Origin of the sequence: Paenibacillus sp. MSJ-34 (assembly GCF_018918005.1) — a bacterium.
In the GTDB taxonomy this organism is placed as follows: Bacteria; Bacillota; Bacilli; order Paenibacillales; family Paenibacillaceae; genus MSJ-34.
Genome location: NZ_JAHLPR010000022.1, coordinates 81,858 through 94,603, shown reverse-complemented (window position 1 = coordinate 94,603; position 12,746 = coordinate 81,858). Strand labels below are relative to the sequence as shown.

Genomic DNA, 12,746 nt, shown 5'->3' with positions numbered 1-12,746 from the left:
ACTCGATTTTTGAACTGGGTTTAGTTTGGTGTTGTCTTTTTTCCTGACTCATTGACCTGTTCCTTAAAGTAAATTTCCAATTCTCATGAATCAGGGGCTTGACATCTTACCGCTGGACTATTGTTTGTAAAGCGTAGCTTCCTGGTAACAACGTATGTAACAAAACTTGCTCCGGATGCATCTGCTCGATTTTTTCATCATTTGGGTCTTCTTCGATCCAACAGCCATCTGTTCATTGGATTTCATCCAACCAAAAAGACGAATTGTTATGTACGTATCTAGTTCTATTGGAAAACGTCCAATCGTTTACAACAGAATCGGGCAAATATGCGGTAATACGTGCAAATCCATTGGACGAAATCCAACCACACTATGCGAATTAGTTCAAATTATGGAAATCCCATTGGAAGAAATCCAATCTCCTCAGGGGAGCCTATCGCTCAGCAGAAACTCAACTTTACATCTCTCACAGAGTGGAAGCCCAGTCCCCATCTATGGCATAGACTAAACAGAGCCTGCATCTCCTGCAGCCAGCAGAAACCCGCCCTTAGCGTGCTCCGTATGCACCTGCTCAACTTCTTCCACTTTCGGGCCTACCTCGATCCAACAACCACTTTGTTCATTGGATTTCATCCAACCAAAAAGACGAAATGTTATTGACGTATCTAGTTCTATTGGAAAACGTCCAATCGTTTACAACAGAATCGGGCAAATATGCGGTAATACGTGCAAATCCATTGGACGAAATCCAACCACCCATGCGAAATAGATCAAATTATGGAAATCCCATTGGAAGAAATCCAATCCCACAGAGGATCTTCTCGCACAGGAAGATCTTATCTCCTCAGCAGCCTATCGCTCAGAGGAAACTCAATTTTCCATCCCCGCACAGCGAAAAACTAACCTTCATCCCCCACATGGCGGAAACCCAGCCTCTTTCCCTCTCCCGTTCAACGGGAGCACAAGCCTTCTTGCATAGGGGAACCTAAGCACTCCTACCTTCGTTTTCAAGCATAAAAAACTAGCATCACCTCCACCCTTAAGCGCGCCTCTTCATTCCTTGCACGTTCGTTTCCTTCGGAAACGGAAGTTGTCCCCGAAAGAAAAAGACCCCCTCGTAAGGAGGGGGCGCTTTTCGCGGTCATTGCTGCGAGTTGCGATGAGTGAGCAGTCTGCGGTACCATGGTTGATCAATGCCTTCTTCGCGAATACGAACCCCATTCCAGGTCACCATCTTGAATGACGCTTCTTTTTTTTCCGTCTTGGCCTGGTCCAGTTGTCTGAATCGTTCGTCTAGTTGTCCCTGATCGAAATGGAAACTCAGCAAATCCTTCAACGAACCCTCCTCCTTATAACCGGATCGTAGAAAAAAAAGAACGCAAACCGGGAGCCTAATTCCACAGCTTGCGTGCTTCGCAACAAGTAAATATTGTTTAAGTTACTTGTTATATTACCAGATACTAAGTCTAAAGTCTATAAGAATATCGTCACATGTCATAAAATTGTCACATTTTGTTGAAACCCGGTACACTCCACCATTGCGAAACTTCATGACCATACTCAGCCAGACCATGCCTCAAACTAGCACCTGCTTCAGGCCGGACCATACTTTTAGCCGGAGACGGTGAGAGCAGTCGAATGACGCTCCGCTTTGACATATACCGTACGCCCCACTCGGCGAATGACGCCCCGCTTTGGCATTTACCGTACGCCCAATTCGTCGAGTGACGCTCCACTACGACATATACCGCACGCCCGCTCGTCGAATGACGCTCCGCTTTGGCACACCGTACGCCCCGCTCATCAAACATACGGATTGTTGGCGCGCTCATAGCCGATCGTCGTCCGCGGACCGTGTCCGGGATAGACTTTCACGTCGTCGCTCAGGGCGAACAGCTTGTTATGTATGGAATCGTACAAGTCGGTCTCGCGCCCTCCCGGCAAATCCGTACGTCCGACGGACATGCGGAACAGCACGTCGCCCGAGAACAAATCGTTCCCGCATAGGAAGCTGACGCTGCCCGGCGAATGGCCCGGCGTATGCATGACGGCAAACGTATGCCCGATCAGTTGCAACGTTTGCCTGTCGTCCAGCGCGTATTCGGCCGGATCGGTCGTTAACGGCGGCGACACTTGCGGCCACATGACCGATCCGTTCAGCTTCGGATTCGTCAGCCATTCCGCTTCCAAGTCGTGAATGTAGACCGGGCAGCCTTTCAGCTTGCGGACTTCGTCCACGCCGCCCATATGGTCGAAATGTGCGTGCGTCAGCAAGATCGCCTCTACTTCGATATCTTGAATGCGGCGGATTAACGCCGCGGGATTCATGCCCGGATCGATGACAATCGCTTTGTTCCGCTCCGGGTTCAATAATAAGTATGCATTCGTCTCGAGCGGTCCCAAGGAAAATGATTCGATCGTCAGCATACGTTATACCCCTGCCAGCAGTTCGCGAAGCTCTTGAATGATAACGGTTTGGTATCCCGTGCCTTCCCCGTATTTTTCGATCATCCGCTGACGGGCCACCTGGATGTTATCGTTATAATCGGGCGCCTCCCGATCCGGATTCTCTTGCTTAAATTTGATCATGATCTCCTGCACTTCTTGCGGACGCGGTCCCCATTGGCCGAGCACGTAACCGCCCGTATCCGCAATAATGACGATCGGCACTGAACGGCCCCCCATCGTCAGGAATTGATCCATGAAATCCAAATGTTCTTCAAGAATGAACACTTCTGTCGGAATCCCCGCCGTTTTCATCGCGTGGAAAACGACCGGAACGTTGCGCACAACGTCGCCGCACCAATCCGCCATGAGGATCAAGCAACGCAAATCGTCGCGGTTGTTCAAGGATTCGAAAAACTCGCGATCCTCCTCGTTTTGCCATGCGAACTGCTCGTGCCACGATAGAAACGTTTCTTTATTTTTTTGCATTCCATCGATAAACTGCTGTGGGCTGATACCCTTACCGAATTGATGCGATACGTTTTTACTCATCCTTATTCCCTCTCTTTCGTTGGTTCTTCGTAAATTTAATGACAAAATAAACGATCAACAGCGCAAGCGCGATTAAAATCGCAGGCTGCACATAAGGCGCCGCCTTCTCATGTATTTTATCCCATTGATCGCCAAGTTTCCAGCCGAGATATACGAACAACAAAGACCACGGTATGGAAGCGAGAAGCGTCAGAATCGTAAATAATCCCAGCGGCATGCGCGTAATTCCCGCCGGAATCGAGATGACTTGTCTCATTACGGGAACGAACCGGGCCGTAAAGACGATTCCCGCCCCGTATTTTTCAAACCATCGCTCGGACAGATCCAGATGCTTCGGCTTGATTTTCAAATATTTCCCGAATTTCTCCAGAAACGGTCTTCCTCCGAAGCGGCCGATCGCATATAAAATCCATTGCTGGGCGACGGCCCCGATCGTACCGAATATAACAGCGCCGATAAAGCTGATTTGCCCGGTAGATACGAGGTATCCTCCATACGCCAGGACGATTTCGCTCGGAATCACTTCCAGCATTAGCCCGAGCACGATGCCGAAATAGCCCAGGCTTTGAACCCATTGAAACAATTGATCGATGATTTGGTGGATCAAATCCATTCCCGCTCTCTACCTCTCCTATAACGTATATGATTTCATTGTATTCTATCATACTTTGGGACATTCCTTCCATCGGAAGCCGATGCGGGACGAGAAGTACAAGTCATGTCCTGACAAGCATTCGCATATCAATAAAGTAAAAATATGAATGAGGTGAGACGGTTGTCTAAAGTACTCATTATCGGCAAAAAACAAATTCAATGGTTCGCCGTCGCGATGCTGGTGCTCATGGTTACGATCGCGTTTCTTCGTTGGGAGCAATCCCGTCCGGCTTCGACTCCGGTCGTGGAAGAGAGAGTTCTTCACATGGTGACGGGCGAATTCAAAACGAAGACGGCAAGCGGAGAAGAAATCGAAGTATACCGTTTCGACCCCGGCACCGTATTCGCGAACGAAGGAGAACATGTGAAGCTGAGCATATTCGGCGTGAACGGAGCTACCCATTCCTTCGTCATCGAAGGCTTGAACATACGCGGCGAAGTGCATAAAGGGAAGGAAACCGTCGTCGAATTTACGGCAAAGGAAGGCATTTACCGCATCGTTTGCCTGACGCATCCGGGCGGTTCCGGTCAAGCTCATGCCCATGACGGCAAACAAGCGTCGGTACAAACGCCGCCGATGATCGGCTATATCGTTGTCGACTAAATAACGCGGCCGTCGCTCATACGCCCCTGTCTGCATACATTGGATGGTAGAGGAGGCGGTGGGCATGGCATTTTCAAAGACGGAAAAGCATAACGAGAACCTTCCGACGGCGCGGAAAATCCGCCGGGCTTGCAACAAAGAACTGTATCGCACGGTCAAACGGCTAAAAATATGGATCGCTCCGGATCTCGTCCGGCAAGGCGAAGAAATGTATTACAAAAAGGTCATCGGGAATCTGGTCTGGATCGGGGAAAATAGCAGCAACCGCAAAGTGCTGGCGGATTGGTGGCATGACGAGGTGAGCGAGCCGCTGGCAGCGTTATGGGGCGTCGATCGCGAGCAGTTGTCGCAAGCGTTCCGTGAGGCGTTCGGAGGATAGGCAAGCGGAAATCGTTTTGAACGATAGTCCTTAATGAAGAGCAGCATTAGCTTTGCGCACATTAAACCTTCTAGCTGCAGCGCCATGAAAATATAGCGGATTTCCAAGGTCTTATTTTTCAAATTCAAGTCGATTTTTTGGAATTAACGGATTTTCGAACCGTTAACATGTCGCGATCTGCCTGAGAATCCTTGGTTTTGGGCAGTTTCGACAAAAATAAAGCCCTCAAAATCCGCTAATCCCGCCAAAACAGCATTATTTGATCAAATAAGGCCTCCAAAGTCCTTTAACTTTAGCTCATCTCTATCGGAATCAACGGCTTGGAACGCAGTGCAGTAAAATATTCAACGCAACGCTAATGGCAGAGCAGCCTGTATCGCGAAGCAAAGCTTCGCATACAGGCTTTATTCATGCGCCCTATCGGTTATTTGCCGCAAATTTGCGGCAGCCCGGCGCGCTTCCGGCCTCAAAACGAATTTGCGGCCGGTTGCATGCGGGGCCAAATTCGCATATTGCCGATAAGCTTCTTCATAATTGCGGTACAGGCCAAGCGCGCCCTGCGCCGTACGGAACGCCTGCTGCGCCTTCCCTTCGGCTGCCTGGCGAAAAGCAAGCCGCTCAAGCATTTGCAGCGCCTGAACTTGTTTGTCCGCATCGAACCGGTCGTATATGAGGGCGCGCCGCAAATAATAAACGGCGGCGTCTCCATCCTGTTCGCGGACATAGGCGGAACCGAGCTCCCAATTCAGTTTGCGGTCGTAAGGATCGTATTGCAATCCGCGCCGCAAAACGGTTACGGCCTGATCCGCGGGCAAGTGCTGCGCGAGAACGATCCGCGGCTCGCTCCAGTACGGATTCCAACGCAGCGCCGTTTCAAGCGGCAAACCGGCATGCGCGCTCCAAGCCGCCGCGGCAAACCGCACGGAATACGCTCCGGCCATGCAAATAGACAGCATCAGGACGACAGGAAATACATAGCGCAATGCATACTTTGCCTCAAAACGATGACGGACGCCCCTCCCGGCCGCTTCGTTCGAACGCAATCCCATTACGATCAAATAGCAGATCATCAGTCCGACAAAACCGAAGGACAGGTCGAAGTCAACCGCACTGTGCCCGAACAGGACGAGCAGAGGGGGCAGGAACGCGCGGTTCGTTTGCCAAATTCGCCATAAGCATATGGCGATAAGCGCGATAAACGGAACGAAGCCAAGCGCGCCTAAATCGAGCAATATTTCCAAATAGCCGCTATGCACTTCGCTGCCGACGTAAGGCTCGCTTCGATATTGGCGGAACAGCGCGCCCCAACTGCCGCCGCCGAAACCGTAGACAGGCGAATCGCGAAATATGCGGAGCGCATCCGCATAAAACAGGCCGCGTGCGCCTACGGTAGCGAAGTTGCCGGTTAGACGGCCGTGAGCGGCGCCTAATACGAACGCCAAGCACGCAGCGAAGCTCGCCGTAATGGCGATCCAGGAAACGGCGATCGCAAAGTAACGTCGTTCCGTCTGCGCACGGTGATTCATTCGCCATAGTACCTTTCCGAGCAGAAGGGCGGCCGCCCATAACGCAACAAAGGCGATACATGCGAAAACCGGCTGTTCTTGACGGACGGCATACGCAAGCATGAGACGGTAAGCGCCGGCGGCAAAGCCGCCATACACGGCGGCGTATACCGCGAAAGCGAGCGTGCGTCCGCGCCCCGCGCATACGAGCCCGGCAACCAGGCCGGCCGCGAGCGCCAACCATGCGCCGCGCGATTCCGTCAGCAGCAGCGAGGCAAGCTGCGGCATCACCGGCAGCGATGCGAGCAGAAACGCTCCCTGCGTCCGGGCGCGCACGGCCGCGATGAGCTGATAAAGCGCAAACGCCCCCATAACGGCGCCGAACGTATTGGCATATTGGAAGAAGCCGGCCAGACGAACGCCCGCCGCCGACAATTGCTCGTCCTCCGTTACCATAAGCAGTTCCGGAAAATGGAATAGGCCGAAAAAGCCGGCCAACGCCCCCAATCCGAGAAAAACGCCTATCGATTGAAACGCGTAATGATAGGGCATCATGTCGTCCCTCTTCCGCGCAATGGCGGCGAACAGCATCAAAAAACTGCCGTATGCGCACCAGCGCAGCATTTGGTCGATCGTCCCCTTCACCGATGCCGCTCCGAGCATAAGCGGAATGGCATACAGCAAACCGATCGCGAAAGGAGCGCACGCCCATCCGGGGATATCGGGCGATCTCCGCGACAGGAGGCGATATGCGATGAATGCGGCGGCTAACAGAAACAAGGCGATCTGAAACGGATAGAACGATTCGTCGAAGAACAGCCCCGAGCGGAAAGCGCCCGCCATGCCAACGATAGCGAATACGGCCGCCCCTCCCCATCCCGCCATCGATCTTAAAGTAACATTATTTTCCCCTTTCGTATTGAATTCGGTCACTTGAATTCGCGCTGCTTCAACAGTTCGCCTCTGAACTTCGCGTGGTTCTCAATCTGTTGCTTCAGGATGAAGGCCCGCAGGTTGCGGATATGCTCCGGGCTCAAACCGATAAATTCCGCGCCGTAATAGTTGCCCTCTTCCCAGTATTCTTCGCGTACTACCCTCAATTCGCAAGGAAGCGGAAATCCGAGTTCCAGGCTGCCGTGCAATGTCGTGCCGATGCGGAAAGTGTTCTTCGTATCGAAAACGATGCCGACCCCTTGCAAAGAAATATTTTTGAGCGCGAAAGGAAGCTCCTCCTCGTAATATCGAACGTTCCCGTTTGCCACCACCGTATGTATGGACCCCGTCTGTTTCGTGTCCACGCGCGGAGACTGTCGTTTGTCTTCGAATTGCAGCTGATGGCTCGGCGGATGAAGAACCATGATCGACCCTTCGTATTTGCCGATGACTGTCGTTTGCAGCACATGGATCCCGGCCGGGGAGTATATCGTAATTTTTACCGGCTCGCCCAATTGGAAATCTTTATATTCCGAGATTTCAATTTCCAGAAGATCGCCCTCGCTATGCATCAATATGCCGGTAGATACATAGTCCTTTCGTTCTACAACCGTCCTGCTGTGAATAAGTACTTTGGAATTGACGGATGGTCTGTCGCTTCCATATAAACCGTTTGGATTTGCGTTTGCTCCAGCCAAGGCATGCCTTGCCTCCTCTATCGAAATTTGTCTCCATGGTGTCGAACATGCTGTTTGACAAGTGCTTCTATTTTACCACATTCAACTTTTCCCCAACAATAATTAGGATGAAAGAACGTCAGGTTGGGATGGGCAAAAGGTCTTGGCATACTCTCTCCAGGTACGGCGCAATGTGCAGCGTGTCGCGGAACGCGGCATATTCCGCATAGGCGGCCGACCGGCTCTCCCGATCCGCGGAGGCGGATTTGACCGCGCGAATCATAATATTTTTGGGCGTATGCTCCAAATCGATAAATTCGAGGAGCTGCGTCTTGTAGCCCATAACGTCAAGCAATTTGGCGCGGACGGCGTCGGTCGCGAGCGCCGCGAATCGCTCCTTCAAAATACCGTGCGACAGCAGCGGCTCCAACTGCGGATTGGATACTTGCCGATAAAGCTCGTGCTGGCAGCATGGAACCGACATAATGACGCCCGCGTTCCAGCGAACCGCTTTTTCAAGCGCCGCATCGGTCGCGATATCGCAAGCATGCAGCGTGACGACCATATCGACCTGCTCCAGTTCGTCGTACTCGGCGATATCGCCGATCAGAAACCGCAGACGATCGTATCCGAGCCGCTCCGCAAGCTGGCTGCAGTCCCGTATGACATCGGCCTTGAGATCCAGCCCGATCACTTGCAGCGAACGTTTCTGCTCAATCGCGAGCAAATGGTATAAGGCAAACGTCAAGTAAGATTTCCCGCAGCCGAAATCGACGATCGTGACCGTCCGGTCTTGCGGCAAATGCGCCGCGACATCCTGGATCATTTCGAGGAAACGGTTGATCTGCTTGAATTTATCGTATTTTTTCGCGAGCACTTTTCCCTCTTGGTTCATAATGCCAAGCTCGACAAGAAACGGCACCGGCTTCCCTTCCTCCAGAATATAGCGCTTCTTGCGGTTATGCGCCAAATCCGCGTGCCCCGCCTTGGCCTTCTGCTGCTTTCGCAAAACGGCCAATTTATCTTTTTTGCTGATCAAAATTTGATATTCCGTCGAAACGGTGCGAACGAGCGCTTGCCGGAAAGATTGTTTCAAAAGCTTGACCGTATGCGCGGCGGCCTGCTCGCCCTCGATATTTTCATGCGTCACTTTATTGCTGTAATGATAAGTGAACTGGACATGCAGCTTGTTCCGAAGCTCCACCGGTTTCAGCGTCACCTTCGCATAACCTTCCGGATCCTTGCGCCGCATTTGACTTAACGTTGCCGTAATGAATTCGCCTTGAGCAATTGCGTCCGAGAGCAGCTCGCACACCGTTTCGTAGTTTTCTATGTTTGCCATTGCCGTTACACGCTCCAAATTTTTGTAATGTCTGATCCCCTCTATAACATACAATACATCAATTGTAATCCATCTGAAAAAGGTTGTAAAAACTTTGTGAAAGCTTGTTTGATGTTGCGATTATGTGAATAAATTGTGAAAAAATATATTGACGGAATGCCTGTTCCCGCTTATATTAACTTCTAGTGAAGAAAATGGAGGAGGAAAATCAATGGATTACAATTTCCAGGCCAAAGCGCAACTGGATGCAAGAGAATTGCTCTTATTGGAATCGGAAGTGAAAAACGCCGGCAAAAACATGGTGATCGCCTATGTATTATGGTATTTTCTAGGCATATTCGGTGCTCACCGTTTTTATATGGGCAAAACAGGTTCCGCCATCGCGCAATTGATCTTGTCCATTACGTTTATCGGCCTGATCGTTACTTCGATTTGGTGGATCGTCGATGCATTCCTGGTACACACTTGGGTGAAAGAGCATAACCGTCAAATCGAAACTCGCGTGCTGCACGATATTCTTGCCAGCAAAGGCTATCAGACGTACGACAATATGAACGGAGCCGGCTATATGCCGAACATGTAATGCAAGATGATGTATAGTAAAAAAGACCTTGATATTACCGAATTGCTGCTGCTTAATTCGGAGCTGCGCGACCGGGAAAAATCACTGGCCATCGCTTATTTGATGTTAATCGGCGGCCATTTGGGCATTCACCGCTTCTACTTAAAGAGATACGCCTCGGGCATCGGGCAAATTGTGCTCACCGCTTTGACCGTATTCTTCTATCTTATGGGTATCGCTTCGAGCGTTTTTTCGGAAGGGCTGTCGATCTTTTTCCTCTTATTATGCGTACTGTTCGCGTTTGCCATATTCGTGTGGATTATCGTGGACCTGTTTCTCGTCCCGGGGATGATCCGGGAATGGAACGCGCAATTGGAACAACAGCTTTTGCATCAAATTATTAGCCATCGATCCGCGAGGCAACAATCGGATTTTCCGCTATAACCGAAACATAAAGGATAAGGCTTAACCTGCTTAAGCAAGGTTAAGCCTTTATATATTGGCGAAATTGGTTCAGTCCCATCTCCACTTCGCCGCGCGGCAAACCGCCCCGTTCCAGTTCATCGTCGTCACGCGACAACAGCCGTTCGTAGAAGGTTAACCCCGCTTCCGCCACATCTTCCTTTCGATCCAGCAATTCGAACAGGATATCCTCCGCTTTGGCAAACTGTCCCCGCTGCTCGTAATAGGCCAGCAACAATCGCTGCACCTGCGCAGGCAGCAAGTACATGCGCAGTTCCGCAACAAGGCGCTCGATTTCCTTATTCGTGGGGAATAATTTGGCGTCCGCGCCGTGAAGGGCGCTATAGACGAACAGATGCAGCGCTTTGACCTGGCGCGGGACGCTTTCCTCCATCTTGCCCATTTCCCGGTAGATCTCCCCTTCCTCCTTCAACAAGGCGGCGATACATTGCAATTGCTCGGTTTCCGGAACGCCGTTAGTCGTAAACATTCCGATCAGATCTTCGGGGGGCATGGATCGCGCCAGCCTGCCGTTCAGGCGGAACAGCCGCAAATATTGCTCGTCGATCTCCCATAGCGCTTCCGTATGTTTATTTTCTCTTCTTAAAGCCGATACGCGCCCGATAAACTGCGCCATTTGTTCGATCATGCGCATAATATAATCGCGGGTATACATAGTGCGTCTACCTCCTCATCCTCGTTAATAGGGGCGCCAACATAGCACGGTTACGATTCGGGAGCGGAGCCTCTCTCTTCCTTGATGGCGTCCAAATACACGGCCATGACGGACACGAGCGCGTCCGGCGCCTCCATCATGCTCATATGGCCGGCGCCCGAAATCGTCGCCTGCGACACATTAGGCCCTGCAGCCGTAAACGTTCGTTCCGGAGGAACGATCTGATCGCGCTCGCCCGCCACGAGCAATATCGGGAGCTCCAGTTCCGCCAATACGCGATTGCGGTCGGGGCGCTCGCGCATCGCGAGGCTCGCGCCTATCGCCCCTTGCGGCGGCGTCGCATACCCGATCCCCTTCGCGCGAAGGACCCGGTCGGCCATGGAATCGACATGTTCCGGCGCGAACAGCTTGGGAACGAGCCCGTCTACGAACGCGCCGATTCCATCCGTCCGTATCGTCCGAACGGCCTTCAGCCGATTTTCCTTCGCCTGCTCTCCGTCCGGATAAGCGGTGGAATGGACAAGCGAGAAGCCGCGCAATCGCCCGGGATGCCGCTCGGCTAACGCAAGCGCGATGTATCCGCCCAGCGAGTGGCCGAACGGCACCGCACGCTCCACGCGCAAATGATCCAGCAGAGCGGCGATGTCATCCGCCATCTCCTCGATCGTATATGGGCCTTCCGGAGCAAACGACGCTCCGTGGCCGCGCAAATCCGGGGCAATGACACGGTATGACCGCGCAAGCAGCGGCAACGCTTCGCTCCAGTAGGAAGAACTTCCGCAAAATCCATGCAGCAGTACGATCGGCAGTCCGCTGCCTTGGTCGATATAGGCTATTTTTCGGCCCGATTCGTCCTGAAAATACTCCATATTATGCAACCGCCTTTCCTTTTTCGGTCCAAACTTCGTTTCTATATTTATTAGGATATCAAAAACATAAGGAAAAATCCTCCGATTCGGCGTTGTCGTTCCAAATTCGGCTCGAATCGAGTAATTTTTTTCATTTTCATGCATAGGTTTCGTCTAGTGATCGCATCGAAAACATAGAATAAAGTATAGGCGCTACAATTCGTCACTTGCTGCACGCAGAAACGCAAAAATCCGATTTCCGGCAAACGATGCTGCAACGCTTCCGCAATATTTTTCATGAATGAAAAATGTGAGGAGGTGATAGTGATGGAACTGTTCCAAGTTTTTTTTGCCTCGAGCATGTTCATTATTGCGCTCATTCAGCTCATTGTTCGGCTGATCGACCGCGACGGCAAAAAATAATCCGCGCCTGTGGGGAAGGAGCGGATTAAGTATGGTGTATGTTCGCTTTGGTTGTCTAGTATCGGAGTGAGTTTCTCACTCCGCTTTTTATTTTATCGGATGTTCGGAAGGAATACAATGAATTTTTTCACAATTTTTCCACTTCGAAACCGTCCTTAGCCGCATCGGCGATTTGCTCCGCCATTTGCATGACATGATAGAGCGATGTCGCTTGCAGCGTCCAGTAGGCTTTCGGTCCGTTTGCGTTGACGACGCCAGCCACGCTGTACCGGCCGACGGCAGGCAAGTTCCCTCCCACCGATTCTGCGGGGCGAAGGGGCTCTTCGGAAACGAGAAAGCTGCCGACCGAGGACGGATGGCCGAGGCAAGCGTCCACGGCGATCGTCACCTTGCCTGTCGGGATCGCGCTCAGCCGATCCTCCAAATTGGATGCATCGCAAGGGCTCGCAAGCGTTCCGATCACATGCGGGAATCCGCGCTGCTCCAAATAGGTGCCGACCAGCGGCCCCAACGCGTCGCCCGTAGAACGGTCGGTTCCGATACAGACGAATACGATGTCTTCGCGGCGATGAAAGCCGGCAATATGTCGGAAAAAGCCGGCAAGCCCGGCGGCGGACAGTTTGCGGCGGGACGGCGGCTTCACGCCTTCCGTCCGGGATGATGGCAACGACACGGTTTTACGCT

At 52.0% G+C, this 12,746-nt stretch carries 15 protein-coding genes; 5 read left to right on the top strand and 10 right to left on the bottom strand.

Annotated elements, in window-relative coordinates; all coding sequences use genetic code 11:
* Positions 1 to 1,141: 1,141 nt before the first annotated feature.
* The 4 genes from KQI79_RS12845 to uptA form a co-directional block, all read right to left on the bottom strand.
* Positions 1,142 to 1,336: a hypothetical protein gene (locus KQI79_RS12845; protein ID WP_216538638.1), complete on the bottom strand. Its 195-nt coding sequence runs from the start codon at positions 1,334 to 1,336 to the stop codon at positions 1,142 to 1,144.
* 467 nt (positions 1,337 to 1,803) lie between these two features.
* A complete protein-coding gene (locus tag KQI79_RS12840) occupies positions 1,804 to 2,427 on the bottom strand; it encodes an MBL fold metallo-hydrolase (protein WP_216538637.1) in 624 nt (207 codons plus the stop codon).
* A gap of 3 nt (positions 2,428 to 2,430) precedes the next feature.
* Positions 2,431 to 2,997, bottom strand: coding sequence for a thioredoxin family protein (locus tag KQI79_RS12835; protein WP_216538636.1), 567 nt, complete (start codon positions 2,995 to 2,997; stop codon positions 2,431 to 2,433).
* Positions 2,990 to 3,610: an undecaprenyl phosphate transporter UptA gene (uptA, locus tag KQI79_RS12830; RefSeq protein WP_216538635.1), complete on the bottom strand. Its 621-nt coding sequence runs from the start codon at positions 3,608 to 3,610 to the stop codon at positions 2,990 to 2,992. Before uptA ends, KQI79_RS12835 begins: the two co-directional genes overlap by 8 nt.
* A 153-nt stretch (positions 3,611 to 3,763) precedes the next feature.
* Here uptA and KQI79_RS12825 point away from each other — a divergent pair, with 153 nt between their 5' ends.
* Positions 3,764 to 4,255: a cupredoxin domain-containing protein gene (locus tag KQI79_RS12825; protein ID WP_483311383.1), complete on the top strand. Its 492-nt coding sequence runs from the start codon at positions 3,764 to 3,766 to the stop codon at positions 4,253 to 4,255.
* Between the two features lie 64 nt (positions 4,256 to 4,319).
* Positions 4,320 to 4,634: a dehydrogenase gene (locus KQI79_RS12820; RefSeq protein ID WP_216538633.1), complete on the top strand. Its 315-nt coding sequence runs from the start codon at positions 4,320 to 4,322 to the stop codon at positions 4,632 to 4,634.
* A gap of 404 nt (positions 4,635 to 5,038) precedes the next feature.
* Here the strand turns inward: KQI79_RS12820 and KQI79_RS12815 are convergent, their stop codons facing one another.
* The 3 genes from KQI79_RS12815 to KQI79_RS12805 all read right to left on the bottom strand — a co-directional run bounded on the left by KQI79_RS12815 (position 5,039) and on the right by KQI79_RS12805 (position 9,091).
* Positions 5,039 to 7,072 (bottom strand): O-antigen ligase family protein, encoded by a 2,034-nt coding sequence (locus KQI79_RS12815; protein ID WP_216538632.1) that lies wholly within the window; start codon positions 7,070 to 7,072, stop codon positions 5,039 to 5,041.
* A complete protein-coding gene (locus tag KQI79_RS12810; protein ID WP_216538631.1) occupies positions 7,069 to 7,770 on the bottom strand; it encodes a flagellar brake protein in 702 nt (233 codons plus the stop codon). Before KQI79_RS12810 ends, KQI79_RS12815 begins: the two co-directional genes overlap by 4 nt.
* Before the next feature lie 118 nt (positions 7,771 to 7,888).
* The gene (locus KQI79_RS12805; RefSeq protein WP_216538630.1) at positions 7,889 to 9,091 is read right to left on the bottom strand and encodes a class I SAM-dependent methyltransferase; all 1,203 of its coding nucleotides are present in this window, start codon (positions 9,089 to 9,091) and stop codon (positions 7,889 to 7,891) included.
* A gap of 211 nt (positions 9,092 to 9,302) precedes the next feature.
* Between KQI79_RS12805 and KQI79_RS12800 the strand changes: the two genes are divergently transcribed.
* Both KQI79_RS12800 and KQI79_RS12795 read left to right on the top strand, forming a co-directional pair.
* Positions 9,303 to 9,674 (top strand): TM2 domain-containing protein, encoded by a 372-nt coding sequence (locus KQI79_RS12800; protein ID WP_216538629.1) that lies wholly within the window; start codon positions 9,303 to 9,305, stop codon positions 9,672 to 9,674.
* A gap of 6 nt (positions 9,675 to 9,680) precedes the next feature.
* The gene (locus tag KQI79_RS12795) at positions 9,681 to 10,097 is read left to right on the top strand and encodes an NINE protein (RefSeq protein WP_230191400.1); all 417 of its coding nucleotides are present in this window, start codon (positions 9,681 to 9,683) and stop codon (positions 10,095 to 10,097) included.
* A gap of 40 nt (positions 10,098 to 10,137) precedes the next feature.
* On the opposite strand, the gene KQI79_RS12790 is transcribed toward KQI79_RS12795, so the two are convergent.
* Together KQI79_RS12790 and KQI79_RS12785 are read right to left on the bottom strand one after the other, a co-directional pair.
* Positions 10,138 to 10,791 carry a DUF6483 family protein gene (locus tag KQI79_RS12790; RefSeq protein ID WP_216538628.1) on the bottom strand — a complete coding sequence of 218 codons (654 nt, stop codon included), beginning with the start codon at positions 10,789 to 10,791 and terminating at the stop codon, positions 10,138 to 10,140.
* 50 nt (positions 10,792 to 10,841) lie between these two features.
* On the bottom strand, positions 10,842 to 11,660 hold the full coding sequence (locus tag KQI79_RS12785) for an alpha/beta fold hydrolase (protein WP_216538627.1): 819 nt from the start codon (positions 11,658 to 11,660) through the stop codon (positions 10,842 to 10,844).
* 306 nt (positions 11,661 to 11,966) lie between these two features.
* On the opposite strand from KQI79_RS12785, the gene KQI79_RS28250 reads away from it, so the two are divergent.
* Positions 11,967 to 12,062 (top strand): putative holin-like toxin, encoded by a 96-nt coding sequence (locus KQI79_RS28250; RefSeq protein WP_356710074.1) that lies wholly within the window; start codon positions 11,967 to 11,969, stop codon positions 12,060 to 12,062.
* A gap of 127 nt (positions 12,063 to 12,189) precedes the next feature.
* On the opposite strand, the gene yyaC is transcribed toward KQI79_RS28250, so the two are convergent.
* Complete coding sequence (yyaC, locus tag KQI79_RS12780) at positions 12,190 to 12,735, bottom strand: spore protease YyaC (protein ID WP_230191403.1); 546 nt, start codon at positions 12,733 to 12,735, stop codon at positions 12,190 to 12,192.
* Between the last annotated feature and the right edge of the window lie 11 nt (positions 12,736 to 12,746).

Coding starts and splice junctions, on each gene's coding strand:
- KQI79_RS12840 (WP_216538637.1), bottom strand. CDS start 2,427: ATGCTGACGATCGAATCATTTTCCTTGGGACCGCTCGAGACGAATGCA.
- KQI79_RS12835 (WP_216538636.1), bottom strand. CDS start 2,997: ATGAGTAAAAACGTATCGCATCAATTCGGTAAGGGTATCAGCCCACAG.
- uptA (WP_216538635.1), bottom strand. CDS start 3,610: ATGGATTTGATCCACCAAATCATCGATCAATTGTTTCAATGGGTTCAA.
- KQI79_RS12820 (WP_216538633.1), top strand. CDS start 4,320: ATGGCATTTTCAAAGACGGAAAAGCATAACGAGAACCTTCCGACGGCG.
- KQI79_RS12805 (WP_216538630.1), bottom strand. CDS start 9,091: ATGGCAAACATAGAAAACTACGAAACGGTGTGCGAGCTGCTCTCGGAC.
- KQI79_RS12800 (WP_216538629.1), top strand. CDS start 9,303: ATGGATTACAATTTCCAGGCCAAAGCGCAACTGGATGCAAGAGAATTG.
- KQI79_RS12795 (WP_230191400.1), top strand. CDS start 9,681: ATGATGTATAGTAAAAAAGACCTTGATATTACCGAATTGCTGCTGCTT.
- KQI79_RS12790 (WP_216538628.1), bottom strand. CDS start 10,791: ATGTATACCCGCGATTATATTATGCGCATGATCGAACAAATGGCGCAG.
- KQI79_RS12785 (WP_216538627.1), bottom strand. CDS start 11,660: ATGGAGTATTTTCAGGACGAATCGGGCCGAAAAATAGCCTATATCGAC.
- KQI79_RS28250 (WP_356710074.1), top strand. CDS start 11,967: ATGGAACTGTTCCAAGTTTTTTTTGCCTCGAGCATGTTCATTATTGCG.